18 protein-coding genes and 2 pseudogenes are annotated in these 26,318 nt (G+C 66.7%); 9 read left to right on the top strand and 11 right to left on the bottom strand.

Translation table 11 applies throughout. The features are described from left to right. Positions 1-250: 250 nt before the first annotated feature. On the top strand, positions 251-961 hold the full coding sequence (locus ABZ920_RS01625) for a hypothetical protein (RefSeq protein WP_361497432.1): 711 nt from the start codon (positions 251-253) through the stop codon (positions 959-961). Between the two features lie 475 nt (positions 962-1,436). Here ABZ920_RS01625 and ABZ920_RS01620 read toward each other — a convergent pair whose 3' ends face one another. The 6 genes from ABZ920_RS01620 to ABZ920_RS01595 all read right to left on the bottom strand — a co-directional run bounded on the left by ABZ920_RS01620 (position 1,437) and on the right by ABZ920_RS01595 (position 6,148). Next, complete coding sequence (locus tag ABZ920_RS01620) at positions 1,437-1,922, bottom strand: lamin tail domain-containing protein (RefSeq protein WP_361497429.1); 486 nt, start codon at positions 1,920-1,922, stop codon at positions 1,437-1,439. A gap of 490 nt (positions 1,923-2,412) precedes the next feature. Next, complete coding sequence (locus ABZ920_RS01615) at positions 2,413-2,619, bottom strand: DUF6417 family protein (protein WP_361497427.1); 207 nt, start codon at positions 2,617-2,619, stop codon at positions 2,413-2,415. A gap of 220 nt (positions 2,620-2,839) precedes the next feature. Then, positions 2,840-4,369 (bottom strand): UvrD-helicase domain-containing protein, encoded by a 1,530-nt coding sequence (locus ABZ920_RS01610; protein ID WP_361497424.1) that lies wholly within the window; start codon positions 4,367-4,369, stop codon positions 2,840-2,842. Continuing rightward, complete coding sequence (locus ABZ920_RS01605) at positions 4,366-4,842, bottom strand: hypothetical protein (protein WP_361497421.1); 477 nt, start codon at positions 4,840-4,842, stop codon at positions 4,366-4,368. Before ABZ920_RS01605 ends, ABZ920_RS01610 begins: the two co-directional genes overlap by 4 nt. Positions 4,843-4,845: 3 nt before the next feature. Further along, complete coding sequence (locus tag ABZ920_RS01600) at positions 4,846-5,736, bottom strand: DUF6083 domain-containing protein (RefSeq protein ID WP_361497419.1); 891 nt, start codon at positions 5,734-5,736, stop codon at positions 4,846-4,848. Positions 5,737-5,884: 148 nt separating this feature from the next. Further along, on the bottom strand, positions 5,885-6,148 hold the full coding sequence (locus tag ABZ920_RS01595) for a helix-turn-helix transcriptional regulator (protein ID WP_361497416.1): 264 nt from the start codon (positions 6,146-6,148) through the stop codon (positions 5,885-5,887). A 175-nt stretch (positions 6,149-6,323) separates the two neighbouring features. Here ABZ920_RS01595 and ABZ920_RS01590 point away from each other — a divergent pair, with 175 nt between their 5' ends. Then, on the top strand, positions 6,324-7,325 hold the full coding sequence (locus ABZ920_RS01590; protein WP_361497413.1) for a hypothetical protein: 1,002 nt from the start codon (positions 6,324-6,326) through the stop codon (positions 7,323-7,325). Between the two features lie 16 nt (positions 7,326-7,341). Here the strand turns inward: ABZ920_RS01590 and ABZ920_RS01585 are convergent. Beyond that, a pseudogene (locus tag ABZ920_RS01585) lies at positions 7,342-7,690 on the bottom strand (transposase family protein); the annotation flags it as partial. 160 nt (positions 7,691-7,850) lie between these two features. Between ABZ920_RS01585 and ABZ920_RS01580 the strand changes: the two are divergent. Continuing rightward, positions 7,851-8,009: pseudogene (locus ABZ920_RS01580) on the top strand (IS701 family transposase); the annotation flags it as partial. A gap of 338 nt (positions 8,010-8,347) precedes the next feature. Here ABZ920_RS01580 and ABZ920_RS01575 read toward each other — a convergent pair. From ABZ920_RS01575 to ABZ920_RS01565, 3 genes are all read right to left on the bottom strand, one after another. Continuing rightward, positions 8,348-8,785: an SUKH-4 family immunity protein gene (locus ABZ920_RS01575; protein ID WP_361497410.1), complete on the bottom strand. Its 438-nt coding sequence runs from the start codon at positions 8,783-8,785 to the stop codon at positions 8,348-8,350. 24 nt (positions 8,786-8,809) lie between these two features. Beyond that, on the bottom strand, positions 8,810-15,403 hold the full coding sequence (locus ABZ920_RS01570; protein WP_361497407.1) for an RHS repeat-associated core domain-containing protein: 6,594 nt from the start codon (positions 15,401-15,403) through the stop codon (positions 8,810-8,812). A 119-nt stretch (positions 15,404-15,522) separates the two neighbouring features. Next, entirely contained in the window at positions 15,523-19,089 is a 3,567-nt protein-coding gene (locus ABZ920_RS01565; protein WP_361497613.1) for a LamG-like jellyroll fold domain-containing protein, read from the bottom strand. Positions 19,090-19,551: 462 nt separating this feature from the next. On the opposite strand from ABZ920_RS01565, the gene ABZ920_RS01560 reads away from it, so the two are divergent. The 6 genes from ABZ920_RS01560 (at position 19,552) to ABZ920_RS01535 (ending at position 25,374) form a co-directional block, all read left to right on the top strand. Beyond that, entirely contained in the window at positions 19,552-19,728 is a 177-nt protein-coding gene (locus ABZ920_RS01560) for a hypothetical protein (RefSeq protein ID WP_361497404.1), read from the top strand. 474 nt (positions 19,729-20,202) lie between these two features. After that, entirely contained in the window at positions 20,203-20,496 is a 294-nt protein-coding gene (locus ABZ920_RS01555; RefSeq protein WP_361497402.1) for a hypothetical protein, read from the top strand. A gap of 62 nt (positions 20,497-20,558) precedes the next feature. Next, positions 20,559-21,080, top strand: coding sequence for a hypothetical protein (locus tag ABZ920_RS01550; RefSeq protein ID WP_361497399.1), 522 nt, complete (start codon positions 20,559-20,561; stop codon positions 21,078-21,080). Between the two features lie 1,659 nt (positions 21,081-22,739). Continuing rightward, a complete protein-coding gene (locus tag ABZ920_RS01545; RefSeq protein WP_361497396.1) occupies positions 22,740-23,816 on the top strand; it encodes a helix-turn-helix transcriptional regulator in 1,077 nt (358 codons plus the stop codon). Between the two features lie 27 nt (positions 23,817-23,843). Then, on the top strand, positions 23,844-24,458 hold the full coding sequence (locus ABZ920_RS01540) for a hypothetical protein (RefSeq protein WP_361497393.1): 615 nt from the start codon (positions 23,844-23,846) through the stop codon (positions 24,456-24,458). A 115-nt stretch (positions 24,459-24,573) separates the two neighbouring features. Next, positions 24,574-25,374 carry an SAM-dependent methyltransferase gene (locus ABZ920_RS01535; RefSeq protein ID WP_361497610.1) on the top strand — a complete coding sequence of 267 codons (801 nt, stop codon included), beginning with the start codon at positions 24,574-24,576 and terminating at the stop codon, positions 25,372-25,374. Between the two features lie 29 nt (positions 25,375-25,403). Here the strand turns inward: ABZ920_RS01535 and ABZ920_RS01530 are convergent, their stop codons facing one another. Beyond that, entirely contained in the window at positions 25,404-26,306 is a 903-nt protein-coding gene (locus ABZ920_RS01530; RefSeq protein ID WP_361497390.1) for a helix-turn-helix transcriptional regulator, read from the bottom strand. Positions 26,307-26,318: the final 12 nt, after the last annotated feature.

Below are 26,318 nucleotides of genomic sequence, written 5' to 3'. Positions count from 1 at the left end.
ACTCGGGAAAGGTACGCCCTTCACGTGCTCCCCGAGCTCGATCCACAGGTCTTGAGCATGGCTCTGATCCCCACCTTGGTGATGCTCAACAGTGCGCGACAGCATGCTGTTTCCTTGCGGCCGGGGGCGACGCTCGAGGTGAGACAACACCGGGGCAGTCTCGTTCTGGTGAGTAAGCGGCGTCACCAGCTTGGTGCGTACCGGGGTAGCATCCAGCGCACCCAAATACGGATAAGGAGTGTGATTCGGCATGACTGATGAAACAGGCGCCAACACCATTCAGGACCGGTACGCACAGCAGGTCACCACCGACCTGGAGAAGAACCGTGCGGAACAGCAGGAGGTGACTGCACAGCTTCAGACGCTCCACACGCGTCTGGAGCACCTGCGCTTGGAGGAGACATGGCTAGCCGGCGTCCAGGCGTCCCTGGCCGGTCCGGGCGGTGCACAAGACAGCAGCCCCGCCGACGACGAGGCCGACTGTGGCTCCTCCGAGACGCCTGAGCAGTCGTCCCTGCCGCAGCAGCTCGGCAGGACGCGGAAGAAGGCGGCGCAGCCTGCGGGAGGCCGGAGGACCGCGCAGAAGAAGACCGCGGCAGAGACTGCGACGAAGAAGGTCACGGCCAAGAAGACCTCGGCCCAGGCTGCTGGGGCGAAGTCCGCTGTGAGCACCACGACCACCCCGGTGTTGGGGGTACTGCTCAAGGCGATTGTGGACGGCCATGCCGGACAGCCGCGCACGGCCTTGGAAATCGGTGAGGAGTTGGAGCGGCGATACCCCGAGCGGGCGCGTGCTGTCACGATCGTGCGCAACACCCTGGAACGGCTGGTCGCCAAGAGCGAGATCGAACGGACGCGGCAGAAGCGAACTGTGCTGTACTCCAGCACCGACCGATCTGCTGCTCAGACCATCACCGACGGGTCAGCAGCCGAGGGTGAGAGGGCTGCGGCTTCGGCATAGGAACGTTGCACTACTCAGCCAGTCCGGGCCTGTGGATCGTGACTGGTCCGGTGAAGGCAGCACCGAGGACGTTGTTTCGGCGTCCCGCGCGACGTGCGAACGAAGCGCGGGGCCGCCACGCCCTGCCGTCCTGTCTCAGCCGGGCGATTTCACCGTATTAGAGGCCGTCAGGTGACGCACGCTCATCGCCGCGTACGAGTGAGTCACCACTCGTGAGCGGCAGTCAGCCCCGGCCGGTGAAACACCGGACGGGGCTGATCAGCACGGTGCCGCCGTGGGGGCGGTCGCCCACGCGGCGAAAAGGCTTCGCAGGGCTTTAATCGAACGATGGCCCCTGCCTAAGGACATGGTCTCCTTCACGACCACACCCCTGGTCGTGCCTGGACCGATGGTCTGCCCCCTCGTAGAGAGGAGGAGATGTGCCGTCGGCCGCTACGAAGGCGGCCGGGCTCCAGGGTCAGCGAGAGCCGGTGGGTCAGTGACGGCCGCCGTGGCGGGGGCCCCAGGAGTAGTCGTCGACGAAGCGGCGGTGGTCGTTGCGCAGCGTGGCGGTGTCGGAGCGGTTGTTCCACACGTATGCGCGGCGGTCCTGGTAGAGGTCGGTGCGGTTGTCGCGGCCGATGCCGGTGTGGATCCGCACGCTTGCGCGTCCTTGCAGGCGGTAGTCGTGGAAGGTGTAGGTGTGGCCGGCCTCGTCCTTCAGGGTCCAGCCGTTCAGGTTCACCGCGCGGCGGGTGTTGTTGCGGATCTCTACCCACTCGGCGTTGAGGGAGCGGTTGGAGCGGTCGTCCCGGCCTGGGGAGTCGTACTGCACGCGGCTAATCTCCACGCTCGGGCGGGGCGCGCGGTGGTCGGCGGCTGACGCCGGTACCGCGACTGCGGCAGTGATCGCTGCGGTGGTCAGCGCGGCAGCGGTCAGGCGGCGAGCGGTGGTGGATACGGTCACAAGGTCCCCCTGCATGGTGCGGGCACCACCACCGGACGGACGGCTGCACGTGGCCCGTCGGGAGTGGTGCGATGTGCGAGTGGCGGCCGGCTGGCCGCGCATCCACACCCTGTCCGCCCCGTGATGAGGAGGTGGGTGAGACATGAACTGTGTTACAGGACGTCCACATCTGCGTGACTGTCCCATGCATCGTCCATTTATGCGCTGAATGCGCCAGGTTGACGGTTTGCTGTAACGGCAGGCCTTGCAGGGGTTGGCCTGCGGCAGTGGCTCGCTATGGTGCGTCGAACTGGCAGCGTCCGCCCATCACCCGAAAGTGGGTAACGGCTGTCCTGGCTGTGGGCCTACAGCGGGCACGGGGGCAGCCTCGTCGGGAGATCGCGGGGGGGGAACACCGCGGCGGCCTATCCCACGGATGTCTGAGACGGCGCCCGCCCTGCCGTCCTGACGCCATGCTCGCCCGGCCAGCTCGGGCTTTTGGCGAGCAGGTGTTCGGAGGACTAGGTCAGTTCTCCGAGGGGATACGTGCGGCGATCTCTTTGGCTAGCCGGTCTGCCTCTGGTGAGAGTGGCCCGTCTTGTTGCGCGATGGTCGTCAGCAGTCGCAGCAGGTCGTGTGCCTCCTCCAGCGTCAGCAGCGCCAGCCGGGGCCCGGTGCCCTCCGACGGAGCGAAGTCTGCCGCTTGCAGATCGAAAAGGCCGTCGTCGTCCATGACCGGGGCAACGCGCTCTGGCCCAGACGGTTACGCCTTGGGCGGAGAAGGGCGCCGCCCCGGACGGCGAGAGCGCCAGCCGGGGCGGTATGTGATGTGGTGATCGTGGAGGGCGGTCGCCTACGCGGCGAGAGGCTCTGCAGGGCTTCAGCCGAACGATCGTCCCTGCAGGCAATAGGTGAGGCCCGGGGACACTGTCCCCTCCACAACCACGATCCTTTCAACCGTGCGGGCCCGATAGATGTTCCCGGGCAGGAGTCTCGTTTTGTGCGGACGGTTCTGGCGGGTCGGGGTGGCCGTCGGGGTGATCGTGGATCCAGGCCAGGCCTCCTAGATCCAGGCGTCGGCGAGTGCGGGTGACAGCTACGTAGGCAAGGCGGGCTTCGGCGTGGTCGACGGGGTCAGGCGGCGGCGGAACGGCTGTGTGATCACCGAAGTGGTTGTCGCGGGGTCGGGCGAAGTCGTCGGCGATCAGCACACAGGGCCATTCACGCCCCTTGGCTTTGTGGGCGGTGGAGACGGTGACCTGGGCGTGTGGTTCGGGTGCGAGGTGATCGACGGCGGCGAGGATGGCGTCGGTGCCGTGGGTGTCGACGAGGTGGACCAGGGGCTGTAGGTCGCGTCCGGCCGGGTCGTGGGCGGCATAGTCCTGCAGGTCACCCCAGGAGGGGAAGAGGATCAGTTCGGGGTGGTGGGTGCGGCGGCCTTCCTTCAGGTCGCGGGCGGCAAGGGCGAGGGCGCGCAGACTGTCCCCTCCCCCGGCCAGGGCTACCGGGGAGCCGGCGGCCATGAGGGCCATGACCTGGGCCATGGCGCCGGTATTGGTGCGGCACAGCACAGCGTCCGGACGGGCGACGGGACCGAGCTCGGTGGGCACGGTGGGGGTGCCGGTGAGGCGGATCGGAGCGTCGGCCAGGTGGAGCCAGCGGTTGGCTTCTGCGGCGAGGTCGGGGCCGAAGCGGAAGGACTGGGACAGGGCGAGCTGGGTGCCGTCGAAGCCGGTCATGACGTCCTTGGCGCCGCGCCAGTGGTAGATGGCTTGGGCGGAGTCGCCGACCATGACCAGCTGGGCGTGGTGACGCTGGGCGAGGAAGATCTGTTCGACGACGGGGTTGGTGTCCTGGGCTTCGTCCAGGAGCAGGAAGTCGGCGTCGAGGGTGGGCTGGGTGAGGGCCCAGATTTTCAGGTAGTGGTCGTGGTCGAAGCGGACGGCGCCGTCGTCGGGGTGTTGCAGGTCGGCCCAGGCCTTGCGGGCGAAGGGCACGATGTGGGTGGCGAGCTGGGCGTGGAGGTCTGCGTCGTCGAGGCCGCGCAGAGGCGGCACGTGGTGAGGGGTGATGGCCTCATCGGCGGTGTGGCAGAAGCGCGTCACGGTGCGCAGGGTGGTGTTGGACAGGGCCTTCTGGGTGACGTCGCGGTCGCCGATGCGGATGGCTTTGGTGATGCCGAGGGCCTGGCCGGTCTGCCAGGCCGGGCGGCGGGGAGCGTTCAGGCGGCGGGTGTATTGGTGGCCGACGGCGGCGTAGGCCAGGGCGTGTGCTGTCTTGCACAGGACGTTCTTCGGGAAGCGGGCGGTGGCGTCCTGGGCGATGGCGCGGTTGTAGGCGAGGTAGCGGCCGCGGCGTTTGGTGGCGTGCGCGAGCAGGGCCAGGGTGGTGGTCTTGCCGGTACCCGCGCCGGCCTGCAGGGCCAGGTGATCGCCCGCCGCAAAGGCGTCGGCTGCAGCGGTCTGTTCGTCGGTCGGCTTCATTGCGTGGGTTCTTCCGGGAGGTGGCTTAGGGCGTGTCCGACGGCGGACAGCAGGTGGGCGGGGGTGGTGTGGGCAAGTAACCGGCGCACCGCGTGGTTGAGGCGGTCCGCTTCCTGCTCGGCGTGTGTGGCAAGAGCCCGGTGGACGGCCAGTTCCACGAAGCGCTCGCGGCTCTGTCCCGCGCGGCGGGCTGCAGCCGTGAGGGCGGCGTGCGCGGCGGGCGGTAGGGCGACGTTGAGCAGGACCTGCCCGTTGGCGTCCGGGTAGTGGGTGGTGATCACGTCGATGGGCAGTCGGTCCTCGAGACGCTGACGCAGTCGATGGGCGGCCCGGTCGGGGGTCTTGGCGTGTACGAGCGCCATCAGCCGGGTGATTCCGTGGTTGGCGGCGAGCTGCGTACTGCCGCAGGCCGCGTCGAACTCGGTCGGGTCCAGGGGACGGGTGAGGGCGATCTCCAGGGCGTGATGCGGCATTCCTCACCGCCGGTGGGGTTGGTGCGGCGCGGGATGCGGCAGTCGGGTGTGGATGTGCGCGGCGTGCAGCAGGGGGTCGAAGGGCTGCCAGTCGGCCAGGGCCAGATCGGCGGCGCCGGGTGCGGCGGTGTGCGTGGTGCAGCGTTGAGCGCGCCAGCGCAGCTGCTCGGCCCAGGGCAGGTGGCTGAGGTCGTAGACGGCCATTTGTCGATCCGTTAGGGCGAGTTGCCCCTGCTCTGCTTCTAGGGGTAGCAGGATCCAGCGGCCTGCCGGGTGGGCCGGGTCAAGGAGAGCTTGGGTGCAGCGGTGACGTTGGCGGGTCTGGGCGACGCAGCGGATGTCTTCGATGGACTCCCCGCCGAGGTAGCAGGTGAGAAGGATCCGTAGAACGGGTCGAGCGGGGCGGTCGTCCGTGTCCTGGGGTGTGGTGGCGGGTGCGTCGTGGTGTGCGGGGGTGAACGTGCTGGTGTCGGTCAGGCGGCGGGAGCGGATGGCGAGCTGGCGCCGGATGGCCTCGAGGTGGGGGTCCAGGGTGTGGGTGGGGGTGCGACGGGGGCAGAGCACGGCGTGCGGGATGCGGCACCAGCCTCTTGCGTCGTCATGCGGGTGGGCGATACCGCCGCTGAGGTGCCAGCGGCAGGCTTCGGGGACGTCGGGGGTGGAGAGTTCGGCGGGGTGCAGAGCGATGGGCCGGCCGTCGGTGCGCTGGTACCAGTCGATGCGGTTGCCGCAGTTGCGGCAGCGGCCACTTTGGCCGGCACGCAGCAGGCGGCTCGGGCTGGACGCAGCGATCTGCAGTGAGCGGCGGGGCTGGGTAAGGCGGGAACTGCCGTCCCAGTGGCGATCGGCAGCAAAGTCGTGGGAGCGCATGGCCGGGACCGTGCCAGGCGGCATGCCGCTGTGCTGATCTGCGGCGCCGGCGCCTACCCCTGATGGCGTAGCGGGGAGAGAACACGTAAGCGATCTTGATGATGGGCGTTCGAGGGCGTTGCACCTTTTCGGGTGATCGCGCTGTGTGCTCGAAGGGGGGCTCAGGAGCTGTTCAGGAGGGTGCGTTTCCGGGTGCGGGGTGGCCCTCGCACAAGGCGCCGAGGAGCTGCTCGACGGGAATGCCGAAGGTGTGGGCGAGGGTGTGCCAGGTGGTGAGGCTTCCGGCGGTGTGGCCGTGTTCGAGGTCGATGAGGGTGCGGCGGGCCAGACCGGTGCGGCGGGCGAGTTCGTCGAAGGTCCATCCGCGCTCGGCCCGCAGCCGCGCGAGTTCGACGCGGAGCGCAGCGAGGTTGGGGTCGGGCGGGAAGATCGTCACCCCACCATCCGATGGTGCAGAACCCTGCCCTGTCAGTGCAGAAAACTGCACTATTTGCTAGGGAAGGGGGTGACATCCAGCGGCCTCGGGCTGCCCGGCTGTCCCCTATGGCCGAACGCCCTGCGAGCCTGCATCCAGGTCTCACGGCGCGCATGATCGGAGGACCACGAGCCCGATGAGGCTCTCCACGCACTATCCGGTGCAGCGCATCTGGACCGTGCAGCTGCACCCTCAGGCCGATGGCCCCGCACTGGTGTGCTCGCACTGCCCGCTGCACACCCCACGGTTGTCACCCGCATCAGCCCGGTCGGCCGCGCTGACCCACCTCGCCCAGCATGCGCAGCGGGAGGTGATCCCCAAGCACCTGCGCACCTGCCAGTGCCGGACACGCGGCTGCTGCTGGCATCCCCGCCACCGCGGCTGCTCCGGCCCCATCCGGTTGGCGCTGTCCTGTGGCAGCGGCGGCCGCCTGTGGCGCCTGGCCGATATCTGCTCGGCGTGCGCAGCCGCCAGCCGTCATACGGCCGTCGTACCCGACACCCTGCTGAACTCACAGCGCTCCGGATCGGTTGGCGCACCGACGAGAAAGAGACGGAAGCCCGCCTGCGGCGCAGGCGATCGTCTGCTGGTGCAGGAAATGCTCACCTACCTGGCGGCAGCGCTTCCCCGCTTCTCTTCCGCCTCCGCCCGGCTCTTGGCTCTGCAGTGCGCCCTGCGCGCCGACACCCGCGGAAATGTACGCCTGCCCCATGGGCTCCTGCGTGGCATGCACGTGCACGGCCGCGCTGAACTGTGGAGTGAACTGGCTTACGCCGGCTGGCTGCAGTGCGCCGCACCTCGAGAACCGCACCGGGAAGTGCACCTGCTGGATGCGGCCATGCACGCGCACGCAACCGGCCGCCGGCTACGTGCCCGTGCAGCCCACTGGGCCATGCACCCAACGCCTCTCATCCTCCCGCAGGCAACACCTTCGGCGCTCCGACTCACTGCGCTCGCCCTGGCGGCTCATACCTCCGGCACAGCCAGCAGTGCGGACGCCGACCTCCTGGCCCGTCTGAGTGGGCAGGCACCTGAACAGCTCGAAGATGCACTCGATGAGCTGGTCCGATTCCGGCTACTGCAGGCATGGCAGCACCCCATCGGCCAGGAAGAGATTTTCTGGTGGCTGCCGCGCTGACCGCTCCGGTCCTGACCTAAGAGTTGTCCCGTAATTGATCACGGTCGTGCTCGCTGACCTGCCTGCTCGCGGTTCTGCCGGTGACGATGAGGTTGCGGAGGCGGATGCCGAGCATCGCGTGGTGGACGCCGTCGCCTTTCAACCGGCAGTCGCAGAGGATCTTCCAGTTCTTCATCCGGGCGTAGGCGTGCTCGACGCGGGGCCCTCACCTTGCGGTGCGAGGCGTTGTGTTCCTCTTTTCAGGCCGGAAGTTCGGCTTGGCCGGGTTCACGGCGGTGAGGGATGATCAGGCCAGTGCCCCGGTAGCCACCGCCAGCAATAACGATGATCCGGCCGACGGCGTCCTTCGCACCGAACAGCTCCCAGCCGCCGTCAGCGATCACGGAGTGTCCTACCGACGGAGCCTTGGCGCCGAACAGTTCCCATGCGTCGTGGGAGTCGCCCCTCGGACGGGGTCAGGTCGGCCGCGCAGGGGGCGAGGGTGTACCGGGTGGAGGAAGGATCAAGCTGGCGTAGTCGGCCGCCGGGGTGGCCGACTACGAGGTGCGCCACTTCCACGGCTGGTACCGGCACATCACCCTCGCCCAGCCCGCCGCCGCGTTCCTGGCCGTGCAGGCTGCCGCCGAACGCCGCCGCGAACACGACGAGCGGACCGGTCGCACCCACACAGGGGAACCACGCTGATCCCAGCAGCCCCGCCGGCCTCACCCCGATCACGCTGACTGCCTTCGAGATCGCCCGGCTCCTCATCATGATGGGCGTCAGCCGACGGGCGAGGCACGGATCCGGCACGGCCTGCACTGGTCACGATGGCGGCGTCTGCACCAAGCCCTCGCCCGAGCCTGTCATCGCAGACGCAACCGCCCCAGGAGACCACCCGGCTACCGCCAGCCACACCGCCGTGACGAACTACAGCAAACGGCCCGGTCTACGCCTGAAGCATCTGCTGGGCGCGCGAAAGCCCGAGGTTGGCCGAAAGTCCAGCCAGGCAATCACGGCCACTGACGAATCGAAGTCAGTGCTTATTCAGGGTAGTCACCAATGGATACGTCGGTAATGAAATCACTCCAGAATGTTCCTTCATTAGCCGCAGGGGGATCGACACCCCGAACAATCCTCTCCAAGTCTTCAGCCGCCATTTCACAATCATCAAGATCGACCCCTTCGGCATAAAACGGGAATCGATCGATAACTCTCTTTACGCATTTATTGAAATGCTCGATTGACGAGTTCGCAAAAACTAGGTCATTCAGGCTCGCACCCGCAAAGATGATTCCCGAATTTTGCTGCAAATAAACGCCAACATGATGACCCATCCGCCAGAACTGGTGATAAACCTCACCCTCCCCCGACATAAGCCGTTCCAGGTGGTCGTTCGCTCGGTAAGAAAAGAAAGCAACCGGCACCTCCACACTTACCCCACCGCCAGAAACTTCAGTCAACTCAAACTGCATCAACATCCCCAATCTCAACTATCGGGCGCACTACTTTTTGAACAACTCAGTAATCGCCGCCTTGAAATCAGCGGTCGCTTTTTCCTGTACAGCCTTGCTCGAGTTCCAGTCGAACGACCAACTCACGTTCTTTATACCGGCGGCTGCAATTTTACCAGCACAGTTGTGCGTTCCGTTACAGGGTTGACGCTCAGAGTACAAGGCAACAATCCTGTCGCCTGCCGCATCGAGCAGTTTCTCCTCCGCATGCGGCCCTCCGCCCGACCTTGAGACCAGAGTCGTCCCATCTGAGAGCAGTGCGGCTGCATAATTGCCCGTTTTATTTTTATCGATGAGGCGCTGCAGTTGTACCGCCTGACTTAGGTGCCCTTCTCCGTACGCAACTTTGCCAGCGAGATTCATCCCACGGGCATAGCGTTGCGCCGCCTTAGCCGCGTCTTCCCCCGATTTCAGCGCCTTCGCCAAGCCTGCAAGCTTCCCAAGGGGCAAGAATCCTGCAATGAGCCACCCGCAGGCGGAGTATTCCTGTTGCTGACAGTTTTCTGCATCCTCCAGAGGGGAGAGTGTGACTACAGCGTTTTTCCAAGCGTGGTAATTCTCCTTGAGCGAGCATTTGACATCCCAGAATCCACACTCACTTTTCCAGAGTTGGTTCCATCCGCACTTGACGTCCCAAAACCCGCAGCCACCGTCACTCGCATTCTGTACGACAACCCCACTGCTGTTGCCGACGTGCGCCGTCCCGTTGCCGCCCTTGTGGCCTGTTCCGCCTCTGTGGCTTCCGGTTCCTTTACTGGCGCAGCCGCCGCACCCGTCGCCGGCGTAGCGTCCGCTGGAGGTGGCCTTGGAGCCTTTTCCGCCGCCGCTGTCGACGCCCGGGGAGTTGTCCCCGGCGAAGATCATTTGTCCGTCGGGGTCGGAATAGGTGATCGGGTTGTTGGCGGCGTAGCTGTAGCCGTTGAAGGTTTGCGGGTTGGTGGGGTCGAGGATGGGGTCTACGCTGATGAACTGGCCGATGCCCGGGTCGTATTCGCGGGCGCCGATGTGGGTGAGACCGGTGTTCGCGTCGCGGGTTTTGCCGAGGAAGCCCTTGTCGTCGGGCCAGGGGCCGTAGAGGGGTGTGCCTCGGTCGGCGCCGAAGGGGGTGGTGTAGCGCTTGGTGAAGGTCTGGGCGGTGTCCGAGCTGATCGCCAGCGTGGAGGTGTTGTGGTGGTCGCCGGTGAGGTAGGTCAGCTTGTTGGTGCCGGATTCGTTGGAGCGGACGGCGGCGGTGACGGCGCCAGCGGCGTAGTAGCGCTGGGCCCAGGTGGTGCCGTTGGCGCGGAGGTGAAGTTCGGTGGCGCCCGCGTACAGGACGCGCTCACCGTTCTGTGCGGCGCGGATGAGCAGGGTGCCGTCGGCGCCGTAGAGGTAGTCGGTCGACGTTCCGTTCTCGGTGAGCTTGGTCAGCTTGCCCTCAGGTGACCAGTCCAGTTCTTGGGTGGCTGTGGTACCTGGGCGGTGCCTGGTGTTGCCGGTCGTGTCGTAGTCGTAGGCGTGCTCGGGGTTGGTGCAGTCGGCCTTTGTGGTAGTACCGGTCAGGGTGTGGGGCTGCTTGGTGTTCGCGTAGCAGTAGGTCGTCTTTGTGTCATTGCTGTTGCTCTGGTGGACTGTCTCGCTGGTCCGCTGGCCCGCGATGTTGTACGTGTAGCTGGTCCAGTACGGGGCCGGGCCCGACAGGTTGGAGGCGTCCTGGGCATCGGAGCACTTCTGTGAGGCCGGGGTCCAGGCTTCGGTGAGACGCTGGTGGCCGTCATAGGCGAAGCACTGGGTGTCGGCCGAGCTGGCGCCGCCCAGTGTGGTGGGGTCGCTGATGGCGGTGATGTTGCCGGTCTGGTCGTAGGTGTAGTTGAGGTCCTGCAGCATGTACGGGTGGGTCTGGTCCGTGACGTGGCTGCGGACCAGGCGGCCGGTGCCCGCCTCGTAGGTGTTGGTGACGGTTGAGTACTTGTTACCGGTGCCGCCGGTACCCAGGGTGAGCTGCTCGGGCTGGGTCAGGGCCGAGTACGAGACGTCGTCCAGGTAACCGGTTGACCCGCCTATCGAGGTCAGATTTCCCAGGCCGTCATAGTCGAAGCCGATGATCTCGGACGGCAGGCCGCCGAGTGCGGGTTGCTTGTCGTACTGCTGGGTGCCGTCGATGTTGTAGTACGTCTCGAATGCCAGCGTGGACGGAGTGCCGGCCTGCACGAACGGGTCACTGGCCGGCAACTGAAGCTGGGTGCCGGTGGCACGGCTGAGGCTGTCGTAGGCGGTGACGGTCATGGTGTAGGCCGCGCCGCTCTTGCCACCGACGTAGCGGGTGGAGGAGGCGGGCAGGCCCTTGAGTATCGTGTCGTAGGTGTAGCCGGTGAGCTGGTTGGCGTCCGTTTTCGAGCCGGTCCAAGTGCCGGTGACACGGCCCAGTTCGTCGTAGGCGCTCAGGAGCGACATGCCACGCGAGTCGGTGGATTTGATGACCTGGTCGAGAGCGTTGTACTCGGTGGTCGTGGTGCCCCTGTCTGGGTCACCGGTGCTGGTCTGGCGACCGAACAGGTCGTACTGGTAGGTCCACTTGGCGCCGTCCGGGCCCGTGATCGACTCCTGTCGGCCGTCCAAAGCGTAGGTGAACTTGGTGAAGGCGTACGCAGCGCCGGGGCCGGTGCCGAAGCCGCTGTCGGCCGGGCTGGTGCTCGCGTATTCCCGGCTCTCCGTGACTCGACCGCGTATGTCCGTGATCGTGCGCTGGGCGGAGCCGCCGTCGAGGGCGGTGGTCGCGACGGAGTCTCCGGTGTAGGTCGTCGTGGTGGACCACTTCTTGACGCCGTAGACGTACAGGCTGCTGGTCGTCGCTCTGCCCGCCCCGTCGAACACCGTCTCCGTCTGGGTGGGGGCCTCGCCGTACTCGGCACGGGTGTAAGTACCGTTGGGTGTGCTGGAGGTGTCGAAGATGTCCGCGTACGTTTCGTAGGCGAGGCCACGGGTGTCGTAACGGGTGTCGGTCAGCAGCCGACCGCCTTGCGGTGTGGGCGACTGGGTCTGCAGCGGCCGCAGCAGGGCGTCGTACAACGCGTAATTTGTGTTGTAGGTTTCGCCGTCCTTCTTCAAGGTCGACGTCGATACCCAGGACGGCTTGGTGCTGTCCAGGTGGTAGGCGAACTTCATGTTCGGGGCCTGGCTGCCACTCAACCGGTTCGGCAACCAGACATTGGTCAGGCGGCCGAGGGCGTCGTAGGAGCTCTCGGTCTTCTTCAAATTGGCGTCGTAGACACGCAGGGCCAGGCCGCGGCGTGGGTCCAGGAAGCTGGTGGTCTTGTACAGCTTGGGAGCGGGATCGGTGGTGATGGTCTTGGTCAGCGGTCCCGCGTCCGCGGGCGTGTACGCCGTGGACGTGGTGTTTCCTGCCGCATCGGTGACACTGAGCGTGCGGCCGAGGGTGTCGTAGCTGGTGGTGGCCACGGTCTGCCAGCCTGTGGGCAGCCTCTCGCCGCCCAGGTCGGCGGTGGCCGCGTAGCCGGTGGCGCGGCCGGTCCAGGTGGCTTCGCCCCGGGTGGGTTTCTGTGTGGCGGTCCAGCTTGTGGCGTTAGGGGTGTCGTAGACGGTGGCGGTGTCCGACAGGACGTCGCCGCTGGTGGCGGAGGTGGCTGGGAGGTTGAGGTTGGCTTCCGTGATGGAGCAGGCCCGGCCGACGGTGCGGGCACGGGAAGTCAGGCCGGTGATGCCGACTATGTCGTTGCGGGCGTACCAGGTGCGGGTGCAGGTCTCGTCACCGTCGGTGCCGACTTCGCCGGAGTCGCTGACGCTGACGGGCATGCCGTAGTCGTCGAAGCTGGTGCTGAAGGAGTGGGTGCGCCAGGTTTGGGAGGCGGTGAGGTAGGTGTACGTGCTGGTCTTGCCGGTGCGTACGTAGCGGGCCACGTGATCGGCGGCGCCGGGCGCGGTCTGCCGGGCTGTCTCCTTGGACCAGGGGTCGTTCACCGTCGCCGAGATCGGTGTGGAGCCGTCGTAGGTGACCTGCTCGCGCAGGTGGCCCGCGTACTGGTTGCTGTCGGTGACGGGGGCGGCGCCGAGGTCGGGCGCTGACAGTGGGGCAACGGTGACGGTTTTGGTGGTGCCGTCCTGATTCTTGTCGCCGTCCATACCTTGCAGGTACAGCGAAACCGTCTTGGAACGGGTCACGTCGGTCGCGCCGGTCCACGCGGTGACCTGGCGGTAACCGCGCCAGTCCGACCAGGTGCGCTCGTCCTTCGGCGTGAACGGGTCGTCAGCGTAGTGCCAGGCCGCACCACTGTAGGAGTAGGCGTACTCAAGCGCCTCCTTGTAGTTCGCGGCCGGGTCGGAGACGGTCACGGCCAGCACCCGGTACTTGTGGAACCAGTCGATCGAGGCGTCCTGGGAGCCGTTGATGTTCCAGTACTGCGGATAGCAGGAACGGGTGTTGGTGTCCGGTGCCGCGTCCAGTACCTGGCTGCGCACGCATTCGGGGGCCGACAGGGTCACCGTGGTGATCGCCCCGGTCTCCGATGTGACGGTGGAGATGCGTGGCCTGGTCAGCGGCAAGATGTCGTCGGTGGCGTCGACCCGGTTGGGCCGCATCTGGTAGGTGAACGAGATCGGATTGAGACCGATGCTCGTCTCACCCGCCTTGCCGGTGCGGGTGAGTGACTTCAGTGTCAGGACCTGGTCGGAGCTGTCGCCGATGTCCCCGCCGTCCAGGTACTCCTGGGTCAGGGCCCAGGAGTCCACCGGGTCATAGGCGCCGCTGGTGGCGTTGTAGGAGAAGGTGTCGATGCCGGTCAGGCGCTTGCGGGTGAAGAAGGAGGGGCCGGCCGCGTTGCAGTCGGCATCGTCCTTGGAGCAGATCGCGTCGAACGGCACGTCCGGCCAGTTCTCGGCAGTGTCTTTGGTCAGGCTGGAACAGTCGGAGGCGGTGCAGCGCTCGGCGTGGTCGAAGGTGACCTTCGCGTCCGCCTTGTCCGTGAACAGGGCACCCTTGCGCAGGCCGTACTCGATCCGGGTGAGGTAGCCGCCCCGGGTGTAGGAGGCGTCGGCCGTAGTGGACTTGTTCTTCTTGTAGTAGTTCGATTCCTCTGTGTACCAGTAGGTGGCCGCGTTGCCGTGGGTGTCCTCGACGTAGTCGAGGTTCCACCGCCACGCCTGTGTGAGCGCCCGGTCCGCGAAGACGTCGCCGCCCGAGTAGCCGGGTTCACCGGAGTCGTCGCCGAACACCGGTACTGTCCAGACAGAGTTGGTGCGCTGAGTGTCCGCGCCGTCCAGCTTGTTCAGGCCGAACACGTACTTGGTGCCGTCGCCGGTGGTGACGGTCCAGTACTCGCCGTTGTCGTCGCCGTTGTCCGCCCCCGTGGAGCGCGTCACCTTCGAGGCGTCGTCGTCCTCCAGCCGCCACTGGCCGCTGTTGTCGTCCTTGACCAGCCGGGTCGAGCTGCCGTTGAGGACGATGCGTGCGTTGTCGTACTTCCAGCACAGATCGAAGTCGTCCGCGTGGCCGTCGTCGTCGCAGGAGCCGTAGGTGCGCTCGATGTAGGACTCGGTCAGCGTGAAGCCCTCACCGACCGACGTGCTCTGGTTGTTGGTGGTCGCCGTGCGCCCGTCGATGCTGCCCGAGTCGTACGACAGCGACAGTGGCGCAGTAGGGCCGGCCGCCGCGGGCGGCATCGTGAAGTCGTATGACCATGTGAATGACCCCGAGCTGCCGCCGGCCTGCCAGGACGAGGATGGTGACAGCGGCGTCGCCGAATAGTCCCCGGTTCCCTTTGGTGACTGCCCGGATCCGGTGTCGGCGGCGGTGACCGCGAGCACCGCCATTCCAGTGGTGGCGCTGGGTGTGGAGCGCATCAGCTGCGTGGACGAACCGCCTGAAGACTCGGACAGGTGGACCTTTGCGGAGACCGACTGATGGGCGATGTCGTTGTCGGACGTCAGCGGAGTCTGCTTACGACACCCTGCCTTCTGCGGGGTCGTCAGTGCACAGGCGGGCAACTGGACCAGGCGCAGCCGCTGGGACCAGCTACCGCCGATCGCCGAGGCGAATCCGCTGTAGTCGACGCTCACCGCGGCGGTCCTGGCCGTGTCCGACTCGGCCGTCAGCACTACGCCCGTGATGCCCGCCTTGCGGGCGGCCTTCTGGTCCAGCACGGTGATGCGTGCCTTACCGTTTGCGGCGTCCTGCTTCCCGGTGGTCCCAGCCTTCGCAGACGGCGGGGCCATCGTGACCGGGAGACCGCCCGGATCGGCCTTCCCCGCCTGGCCGCTCGTAAGGCTGATCGTCGCTGTGCCCGGCTTCGGCCAGGTGGTCTTCCGCTCCACTCGGGCCCGTCTGGCCTGGGCTGCGTTGGCCTTCTTGTCCTGGGCGACCTTCTGCCGGGCTTTCTTCGCGCCCGGCCCGTCGAACACCTTGACCTTGCTCACGCGGGACTTGGGCACACCGGGCCGCCCCAGCCCCGCGGACTCCTTGGCCTCGGCCACCTGTGCCAGCCCCAGGGGTACCACCAGTGCCAGGGCCAGCGACTGCACCAGAAGTCGGCCAGTGCGGTGCCGTGGGGCTTTTGCACGCCGCCGCCTTGAGGTGTCTATGCCAAAAGCCATCGTTTTCGTCCCGCCCAGTCCCATAGAAAAGAAGTCCAGTCGTTCGCAGAACACCGGGTCTGCCGCGTCCTCGCAGTGAGGACAGCCATCTTGAGGGCTGTCCTCACTGCTTCCGCCGATCAGTCACCCACGGCTTCCTCGACCTGCTCCCCGCCGGCCATCGCGCCAGCCCACAAGCGTGCCTCCGCCGCCCGGCCCGGAAGGAAGTGCCGCCACGCCGCTTCGGTGAAGCCCTTGCCGACGGCGAAGTCACCCGAGCCGATCTTCGCGGTGAACGCGCTGGGCTCGCCGTTCTGGGTGTGTCCCAGATAGAGGCTGATCGTGCCCGCCTGGGCGTCGAACACGCCGGTCAACCGGACCATGCCGTCCACCAGGGCACCTTCATCGGAGGCCACCGCGCTGAACGTCCCATCCGCGTTAAGCCGGCCAAAGCGCCAGAAGCCGACTGGCACTGTTTTCTCCTCTAGTGTCTCCTCGTCCAAAACGGTCGTTTTATCCGTCAGCTCGTACCACAGCCCCCAGGCTGATCCGTCCGCCGCACGCTGCCCGAGCACCTGACCGGTGTAGCCGACACTCTTGGCCGCGAGTTGATCCCCGTCCAGGGAGGCCAGCGCGGTAACCGTGAACGATCCGGTGTCGTCCACCACCGGCCCCGGTGCTGTGGCGGCGTCGTCCACACCGTCCAGCACGATCGCCTCCCCGTCCAGCGAGGCACCGCCGCTCAGTGTTAGTGACCTGCCGTAGCCGGAAGTGGTGTCCGGGATGCTGCTGCCGCTGCCCCGGTCCGCCGACCAGTCAGCGACCAGCTCCACACCGGCGTACTGCTGCGAGGTCAGCAACCGCGTCTCCTCGGCAATCTCGTCATAGGTCAGCTTCCGCTGCCACACCGACACCTCGTCGACGGAGCCGTTGAAGTAGTCGGTGTAGGTGTCCGACCAGAACGTGCGGCCGATCTGCAGGGGTCCGGTCGCCGCCCATGCCGTCGTGTACGGTGCGCTGCCCTGCAGCTTCCCGTTGACGTACAGCCGGATCTCCTGGTGTTCGGCGTCATAGACGCCTGTCAGGTGAGTCCATGCCCCGATCGTCGCTGCGACGGTTGCCGCCACCTTCTGGTATGAGCAGGACCCTCCTGCCGGAGCGTCCTGGTTCACCGCCCGCAGCGCCCAGGTGCCCGACGCATGCTCGTAGCCCAGGGAGAAGGGGCTGCAATGGGTGCCGTTCTGGCTGAGGACCGTGAGATTGCGCTGCGGCGCAGCGGACAGACGCACCCAGGCCGACACTGTGTAGGACGCCCGGGTTTCGAGCACCTGACCGGCTGTACTCGCATAGCCCGTGCTGCCGTCCAGGGACAGCCCCAGGTCGGTGACGGGCGTGTCCAGCAGCGCCCCTTGCGCATCATGGGTGATCAACCCGCGGCGCCCTCGGTCGTCGCGTACGGCAGTGCCTCCCAGTGTGGCGTCGTCCGCCCCGTCGGAGGTCGCCGAATCCAGTGCGGCGCCACTGGCCTCGCTGAAATGCCACCGCCCGACCGGTCCGTCACCGGCGGCGACCAGGAAGTCGACGACGTTCTCGGCGCCCCAGCGGCCGACGCCGTCCTTGGCCCGGACGTACAGCCGGTAGGTACCCGAATGTGTCGGCGTGATGGCGGCTGACGCCGTCGAACCGGACAGCGCGGCCGACCACGCGTCCTGCTCCGACAGCCTGTACTGGTAGGCGACGTTGTTGGCATCCCCCGCCGCTGGCGCGAAGGTGAACGTCCCCGTCACCCCCGGTCCCCCGTGCGCCACGCAGTCGTTGCTCGTGCACTCAGTGTACGGGGACCCGATGGTCACCTGCGGTGCCTTGGGCGCCGTAGGGTCGACCGTGAAGTAGCAGGGAGTGGTGTACCCGGTGTTCAGCCGGTTGCTGCCGTCCTCGTAGTAGGACAGGGTCAGCGCTTTCAGCCGGTATTTCACGCCCTCCTGCAGTGTGGGCAGGCTACGGGACTGCTTGAGCAGGTTCCCGACATAACCAGAGGTCGGGCTGTCGATGTCGGTGTGGGCGACCACCCAGTTCGCACCGTCGTACTTGTCCGTCCGCCACCGGATACGCAGGTTGGCCGCCGACTCACCACCGGCGACGGTGCGCGGCCGTCCCTGCACCAGCGGCGTCGGGTCGGACACCACCGTGGGATCGGCCGAGTTGGTTGAGCACACATAGCCGGAGCCGGTCACTACACCGACCTCGGTCGGAGTGGCGGGAATGCCCACATACTTCACGGAGAGGACCGCATCGTTCTTGAACCGCTTCCACGCGGAAGTGTCCGACTCGTCATGCGCCCGGATCTCCAGCGTCAGCCGGGAGAACTGGCCCGCTGCGAAGTCCTTGACCGTGGGGGTCAGGTTCTCGTTCGATTCGTCCGCGTTGTCCCGGAACTCGATGGGCGCATTCGGTGAATCCGGGTCGCACAGTGAGCCGCGCCCGGCCGACACATGCCGGTCGACCATCAGGTCCAGTTCCTTGGGCCGTGTGGACCAGGTGGTGGAGGAGGAGATGTTGTTGGTGCGTTCCAGGTCCACCCAGCGCGGGTCGCACTGGAAGGCCCACGGCTCGGTCACCCGGAACGTGGCGTCCAGCACGTTTTTGCCCTTCAGGTTGGCCGGGGAGAACTCGAAGTACAGCTTCTGCACATATCCCGAGCCGCAGTAATAGCCGTTCCAGGTGCCGCACTTGCCCGCGCCCTTGCCCTGGTCGTCGTCCCCGTTGCCCCACCCGTACGACTCATAGCCGTCACTGCGCAGCAGGGTGCGTTCCGACTCGCCCCACGTCACGGTGGGGTCGATGAACACAGGGAACGCCGAACGTTCGGTCTTGGTGAGCATGTCCGCATCCGGCACCACTGACAGCGAGGTGGGAGTGACGTCCACGTCCATCCGGGCGACCGTGTCCCCCTGACCGGGCTCGAGACCCGAGCCCGACGGCGCCGCTTCGGCGGGATCGGAGGGCTCGGTCCCGCCTGCGGCGGCCTTCGTCACCACCAACTGGCTCTGCGTTCCCGCGTTGCCTGCCGAGTCCCACATCCGGGCCGGCGGAGCCTTGAACACCGTACGGCCGTTCGCGTCGAGGGCCGCCAAGTTGCCGGCCGCCCCCTCACGTACGCTCAGCCCTTCGGACTTAAGGGTGAAGGTGAGCTTTTTCAGCTCATCGCTTGCGGCCGCCTCCGGTGTCTTGACCACGAACACCGGCTGAAAGCTTTCAGGGGTCGCGGTCAGCTTCAGATCGACGCCGGGCAAGACGTCGGTGTACAGAGCGCTCGGACCATCCAGTTGCGGCGCCGGCAGTTTCCCCGGCCAGCCGATCTCCATCGACACGCCTTGGTCGGCGATCCGCGCCAACGGCGCCGCGTCACCGCCGGGTGAGAACGCCATGCGCACCGCGGCTGCCTTCGGAGCGATCAAGCCATCAGAACGCTTCTCAAGCGTGGCGTCCGGCGCCTGCCAGCCACCACCCGGCTTGGCCGCGCGTACCGGGACCGCCGACTCCTCCAGCGTGAAAGTGAAACCGTCGGGATTGGCATAGACCGTGGTGCGTTCCGTACGCTCCCCCACCATCTCCACCCGCTCGCCAGACTCCTGCGCCTGCGCCAAAGCCTGCTGCCCCTCCGACAGCACCGGTGTATCGACCTCTGCTGCCGCAGCAGACACCACCTGACCCGGCAACGTCAGAACCGCGGCAAATGTGACGAACGCAGCCACAACTACGTCGGCCGACCGACGTCGCCTGGGCCCACGCCCTACTGCAGCACTACCTCCACGACCGCCCCACCCCACCCGCACAGCCCCGCCCCCACAAGCACAAGATCTTTAAAGGTGGACCGAATTCAAACCCCACACTTACCTTCTGTCAAGGAGGGAATACAGAGCGCAAACAACGCATCCTCGACCCAAGGTCACCAACCCCACCCCTAGGCCATCAACGCCACATGATGCGTCATACACCGAAATCGAAAGGCGTCACCGCGACAGTGAACTCGGGCCAAAACTGCGCTGCCGAAAGGGCATAAGCCGAGCACGAGGCATCACCCCAAGGCGACGGAAAACGTACCAATCACAAGCAGAAAGCCGCTCTTCTCCCAGTCTTCAGCGGGGGCGCCACGTACGGACTTCCAGATGGACGACCTGCGCATCGGCACGGATGCGTTCGGTCTCGACCAGCCATTGGTGCACTGTTGCGGTGATATCGCCTGCGGCGGCATCGACGGGGCGAGCAAGTTGGTTGCCGTCGAAGCCGCCAGTTTGGGCGGAGCCGTAGGAGCGTTCTCCCGGTGTGCTCGGCGCGTTGGATGACCTCGCGGTGGATGCCGGGTGAGTCGGTGGGGCTGCCGGAGGGGCGCAGGTAGGCGGTCTTGGCGAGGCGGACGGTGAAGGCGATGCGAAGCCCACCACGGGCGGAGCCGGAGGCGATGGCCTGGTGGCTGACGCTTCTGGTTCCGGTGCCGGTGCCGGTGGGGGGTGATCAGGCAGGCCACCCCTCATGGCACGTCGACGACGAGGACGGAGAGTAGGCAACGCATCGTCAAGCGGCTTCCATGGCGGGCGCGCCCACCGCGCACGGCCGGTCATGGTGAGCATCGTCTGTGGACAACCCCGCGACGAGGTAAGCAACTTGATCGCATTGCGAGCGTCTGCGAAGCGACCGCGTATCAGCGCCAGCGCAACGCCGAGCAATAGGCCCGGTACGGTGCCCGGGCGGAAGCAGGAGACGCAGCAACCTGGGTCGGGTCCACCGCAGCCGTCGTCGCCGCCACAGCATCCGTGGCCGTGTGGTGGCGTGAACGGCCGTCACCGGCCTGGGAGCTGATCGAGAAGTCGGAAGGCATCTCGCTGGTCCGCAACACCAGCCAGGCCGCAGCGCACGACGTCCGCGTACGCGCCGGATCAGCCGCCAACCCAGGTCCGGACGACCATCGGGTGCAGGCTGACACGGTCGGCCCCGGGGAAGTCGTCCGGGTCATCTCAAGCTACGACATGGGCGACCCCGCTGACTGGGCAGTCGAGGTGACCTGGCGAGGCCGGTTCGGCCGTCGGCACCGCTGGACCTACCTGGTGCGCTGATCCCAGACTCCGGCCGTATGCTGCCCGCCATGCCCGCATAGTGCAACGCCGTATGGCCTGTAATGACCTTCACCTTCGGCCTGGCCTCCACCTACCTCACCAGCTTCATCAACGAGAAGCGGCAGATAGCCCGCGAGGCGAAGGCCCGCCAAGCCGAACGAAGGAAGGCCATAACCGACCGGCGCGAGGCGTTCGAGCTGGACCACCTGGTCCGCCTCAACGAAGCCCTGCAAGACCTCGCCCGGGCCGCCGCGCAGGCCCACTTCGCCGACATGCGTGTCAGCCGGGAGACCGGCCACTACGCAGGCACGCTGCTCCCCGAGGGGGTATCCGATACGTTCCACCAGGCCGGCCGGACCGTGCGCATGCTGAAAAACCTCGTCCTCGACGACGCTCTGCGCGCGCAGGTCACCGACGCAGCCCATGCCTTGCACGTGCCCAGCATGATGATGCGCGCCAAACCTGAGCAGGCAGAACGGGCCGCCTTCTTCGAGGCCACGGAACAGGTCGACGCCGCTCAAGAGGCCGTTGCCCAACGCATCCGGGAGATCTACGCCAACGCCGAAGCGTGGCCGCACAGATAATCGTGCCTGACCGCTGCGATGACGCCCGGGCAGGGACCAGCAGGCAGAACGCGCGTCAGGCGATGAGCCCGTGTGCTTCTCGCGCCGAGCGATCGAGCATCTGACAGCGACCCCGCGGTGCGCTGCACTCGGCAAACGCCGCTCCGGGTTGTCCGTCACATCGAGTGGGACCAGCTCCACCACGTCGACCGGCCCTCCTCCTCGGCCGCCTCGGACCCCTCTACCTCATCACCGGGCAGACACCGTCCACGGCCACATCACCGGCTCCCCACCTGCCTTGTTCGCCCCCGCGGTCGGGGCGATCGGAGGTAGGGCATCACGCATGAGCCCAGCCAGTCTCCCTCAGCCTGGACGCCGAACGCGAGCTGGTCGTCACCGTGGCCCTGGAGTGGGACGGCGGCAGCGAGCGGCGCCGTAGGCAGGGCACCGACCTCGACTTGTACGCCTTGTTCGTTCCCGCTTGCAAGGCATTATGCGGCACCAGGGCACCCCGGTACCGTGGTCAAATCCGGTACCGGCGGCTGGGTTCGCTCACCAGCCGTCCCCACATCCGTCTCAACGGCGACGTCCACGTTCCCGGGCGTGAGGCCGTGCAGATCGAGCGTCCCCACGGGCTGTACGCGTATTCAGCGCTCCGCGAGGCTTTCCGATCCCTTTGCAGCTTCGGGGCCAGAGTCGTTGTCGACGACGGCCGCGGCTCGACCATCACCCTCTCGCACTACGAGCACCAGGGCCCGTTACTGAGTGGCGATCGCGCTCGTCGACTTCACCTCCGCCGTCGGAGCGGTCATCCACCGCGTCGAGTGGTAGCGCCCGCATGACCGAACACCGACCGGTCCTGCACACGGACGGCACCGTCGAATGAACGCGGGGCCGGTGGAGTTCAAGCGCCACTAGGCATACCTGGCTGCGGCCCTTGGGGCGAGTGTGACGATGAGCGCAATCTTGTCTTCGCCAGCTCAGCTTCCTTCATCTACGCAAAAGGAAGATGGGCGTTATCATTTCCGGTCATCTTCGGTCAGAGTTGGGCGGGAATGGCGGCTACCCAGTAGTCACGTCGTCCCCGCTCTGCAATTTGTCACCGCCGCAAGATTCGAACTTTGCGCGATGAACCGTTTATATGGCGCGGGGCGTGATGGAGGCACTACCGTCCGTTGACGCGAGGAAACCCCGGGCAGGCTCGCTACCGACTCCGGGGTCCCTCATCGACGAGACCAAGAAAGGCAGGTAAGTGCTCAGTGCTTGATCCGTTTTCGGTTGCCGCTCTCATCGGGGCGGCAACTCGCGACGACGCTAGCATTCCGCGTCTTCCCCGGACTGAAACCCGTAGTGCCAGTGCCTGGGTTGTCACGGTGCAGGCGAGCGTGTTCCTGGCGGTCCTTGTACTGCCTGTGGTTCTGATCCGCGGTTGGTGGGCTGCGCCGGCTACCACGGCGTTGGTGGCAGGCCTGATGGTGGCGATGCGCCAGTCTCGTTGCCATTACCAGCGTGTTCGGCTGAGCTGAGCCGTCCCGGGGCGTGGCGGTGGGCCTGCGGGTGCACCCCCACGTGTTCAGGCGTCAGCCGCCATTGCGGCATTGGGAATGGCGAGTTCCTCTCCCGGGTGCGCAAAGATTCGCGCACCCGGGGGAGAAACCGCCACAGCACGTGGGAGGAACGATGGCGGGCACCACTTCCCGCTATGACATCTGCCGTTACTGCCAGGAGCGCTTCCCCCAGGCGGGCGGCCCTGGGCGGAAGAAGGAGTACTGCAACGTCGACTGCCGACGCAAAGCCCAGCGTGAGCGGGACGGCCGGCTGGGACAGCAGCAGGCTCGCAGCGCGCTGCCGCTGGGCCGGCGGATCGCGGAGGATCTGCAGGCGTTGTCGGCGGCCTTGCTGGAGGCCGAGTACGACGGGCGTCCTTTGAAGGAGCTGCTGCGTTGTGCGGGCGATGTGGCTCGCGAGGTGGAGTACTACATGACTGCAGCCGTGCAGGACGCTCGCAACGCAGGGGCTAGTTGGGACCAGGTGGCCGAGGCCGCCCAAGTCAGTGCGACGACTGCCCGGACGCGGTGGTCGGAGGGCCGGGTCAAGGAGCGTCTGCAACGGCGCTCCGCACAGCGCGCTGCGGTGCGGCAGCCGGTCGCACCGCCGGCGGAAGGGCTGGACTCGGTGCGGGAGCAGCCGCTGTCGCAGGCGGCCGAGCGGGCGTCGGCCAAGCTGGCCTCGGCACTGTCGCATCTGCACCGGGCCAGTGACCTGACGGTCAGGGAGGTAGCCGAGCACCTGTCGCTGTCGCCGTCTTATGTTTCGCGCATCCTTTCCGGCGAGCGCACACCGTCCTGGCCTGTGACGTGCTCGCTGGTACAGCTTTGCGGTGGGGACCCGGCTGAGCTGAGCGTGCTGTTCGAAAGTGCCCATGGGCTGGTGCCGCCGGGACGGCATGCGATCCCTGATGCGGTGGCGCGTCTGCAGGCGGCGCTGCGAGGGCTGCATCTTGCCGCGGGACGCCCGAAGCTGGCGGCAATCCGCAGGGCTTCGCATGGGACGCTGAGCAGCCAGGCGATCAGCGAGATCCTGGCGGGCGAGATGATTCCGGGCTGGGAGCAGACGTCGGCCTTGGTGACCGCTCTGGGCGGCTGGCCTGCGGATGTACGGCCCCTGTGGGAGGCCGTCCACTACACGTTCTTGCTCTGTCTGGACCCCGAGGAGGGGCCCCGCCAGCTTCCTGTCGCCTACCCCGAGTCCACATGAGGCTTACTGTCCCGGAAATGAGGTGCCATGTCCGTGACGTCACGCCGCCGCAGTGGCTTGCCGGTGCGGGCGTTGTGTCCGCAGCAAGGACCGGAGGATGGTCCGCAGCCGGGTATTGAAGTGGTCCTGCCGCTGGAGTACACGGCGTTTTGCCTGCTCCACCAGGAGGGTTATCTGCGTTACGCACGCGAGCGGGTGCAGGATACCTGGATGAGCCGGCAGATCGTGGAAGTGGCTTTGGGTAATCTCGCCACGATTTGGCCGACGGTCATCAGCAGTCCCCGGCCGGCGGCGGTGGCCTGGCGGTTGCTGGACGCGTTGATCTCCTCCGCGCTGCGAGACCACAGGGCCCGGGCCGCGCAGTCCAAGGACGTCGTGCACCGGCTGTTGCCGCCGGCTCAGGCTGACGCAGTGATCTTGTGCTGCAGGCTGCACTTGAGTGAGGCGCGGGCCGCGGACCTGATGGGCGTCGAGGCGCCAACCGTCGCCTCTTGGTTACGGATGGCGCAGCGGGCACTGCCCGGAGAGTTGACTGCGGCGCCCGCCGGGGGCCACGGGGGCACAGACACCGGCAGGCAGCGTGCGCCGGTGACACAGACCGGAAGGGTCTTGCCTAGCGCACTTCGGACCGCTGGCGAGTGATTCTGGGCGGAACCTCAACCTGCTGGGTAGGGTCTTCCTACCATGGGGTGCCTGCGGCACGCAGCGTGCTGCACGTGCTAGGACGGGGTGGGGTGCCGCATTGGAGTTCGGGCGGATGCCGCGGCGCGACGCTCTTGACGTCGCGTCGCCGAGCAGAGCCCGGATGAGCAATTACCTGTTGGGCGGCAAAGATCATTATGGCGCCGACCGAGTGGCGTGCGAGCGGCTGTTGGAGGTTGTGCCCTCTGCACGGGCTGTAGCCGTGGCCGCGCACGAGTTCCTGCTACGGGTCACCAGCTACCTGGCACGGGAGCATGGGGTACGTCAGTTCATTGTCTTCGGTGTCGGACTGCCCACCACGGTGGGAGTGCACCAGGTCGCCCAGAGCATCGATGCGCGTGCACGCGTCGTCTATGCCGATGACGACCCGCTGGCCCTCGTGCATTGCCGCGCGCTGTGGGAAGACTGGCGGCGCACTGTGGTCCAGCGGGCCGGCCCGCTGGAGGCGGGCGATCTGCTGCTTGATCCTGAGGTGCGCAGAGTGATCGACATGAGACTGCCGGTGGCGGTGACGTTCGTGTCCGCTTTGTACTCGGTTCCCGGACCCGTCGCTGCCGCTCGGGTGCTGAAGGAAGTGGCCGGCCTGTTGCCACCGGGGAGCTTTCTTGTGGCCAGCCACCTGGTCAGCGAGGAGGCGCAGGTACGTCGGCGCGCTGAGGTTGTCCTTCAGCGAGCGGTCGGGGGGGCGTGCGGGCATGTGTGGGCGCGCAGTGAGGTGGCGTCGCTGTTCGATTCGCTGCGGCTGCTCGTGCCGGGGCTGGTCGATGTCTCGCGGTGGCGGCCGGGCAGTGACTGTGTCGTTAGGGTCGGCAGTTCAGCGTGGTCCGAGTACGGTGCCGTGGCTGTGGTGGCCTGACGTATTGGGGTTGCGGATGTTCTGGCGGGTCAGCCGAGAGCACGTTCGAGGAGATCGCGGCTGTCCTGCGGCGACAGGGCGGCGTGGGCCAGGCTGTCCAGAACGCTGCGATAGTGCTGGGTCTCCTCGGGCTTGTCGAGGTATTCGGCGTCGCGTAGCTGCTCGAGGTAGACGATGTCGGGAAGAGCGGGAAGATCGAATCGCAGGTGGGTTATCGGGAAGCCGCCCGCGATGCAGCCGGGACGGTTGAACGGGGCGATCTGGATCGTGATGTGCTCAAGTTGCGACATCTTGATCAGGTGCTGGAGTTGTTCACGCATGACCTGCTCACCGCCCATGGGCCGGCGCAGTACGGCTTCGTCCAGGACGGCCCACAGGCGGGGGGCGTCCTGGCGGGCAAGCAGGTTCTGGCGAATCGCGCGCAACTCTACTCGTTCGTCGACTTCGTCCTGCGGCGCCAGCGGGTAGGCCTGGCGGACGACGGCCTCGGTGTAGGTGGCCGTCTGCAGCAGCCCGGGCACCAGTTGGACCTCGTAGGTACGGATGATGGAGGCGGCTTCCTGGAGACCGATCAGCTTGCCGGCCCAATCCGGCAGGACACCGTCGAAGCGGTGCCACCAGCCGGGCTGGCGAGAGATGCGCACCATCTCCGCAAAGCAGGTGAGGACTTGGGCGTCCTTGATGCCGTAGAAGTCGAGCAGGTCCATCACGTCGTTGTGCTTGCAGGTGACCTGCGCTCGTTCCATCCGGGAGATCTTGGCCTCCGAGCCACGGATGAACCGGCCGGCCGTCTCCGCGTGGATCCTTGCGTCCTTCCGGAGGCTGCGCAGGAGGTGCCCCAGGACCAGGCGCACGGCTATCGGGCTGCGCGCGGAGACGGCGAGGTAGTACTCGAGCGTGGGTACATCGACCGGACGGGCGGCGGTGGGCATTGGGTCTCCTGA

The sequence above is a fragment of the Streptomyces sp. NPDC046831 genome (assembly GCF_040645305.1).
Lineage (GTDB): Bacteria > Actinomycetota > Actinomycetes > Streptomycetales > Streptomycetaceae > Streptomyces.
Note: the sequence above shows the minus strand (reverse complement) of the source record. Positions and strands in the feature narration are given on the sequence as shown.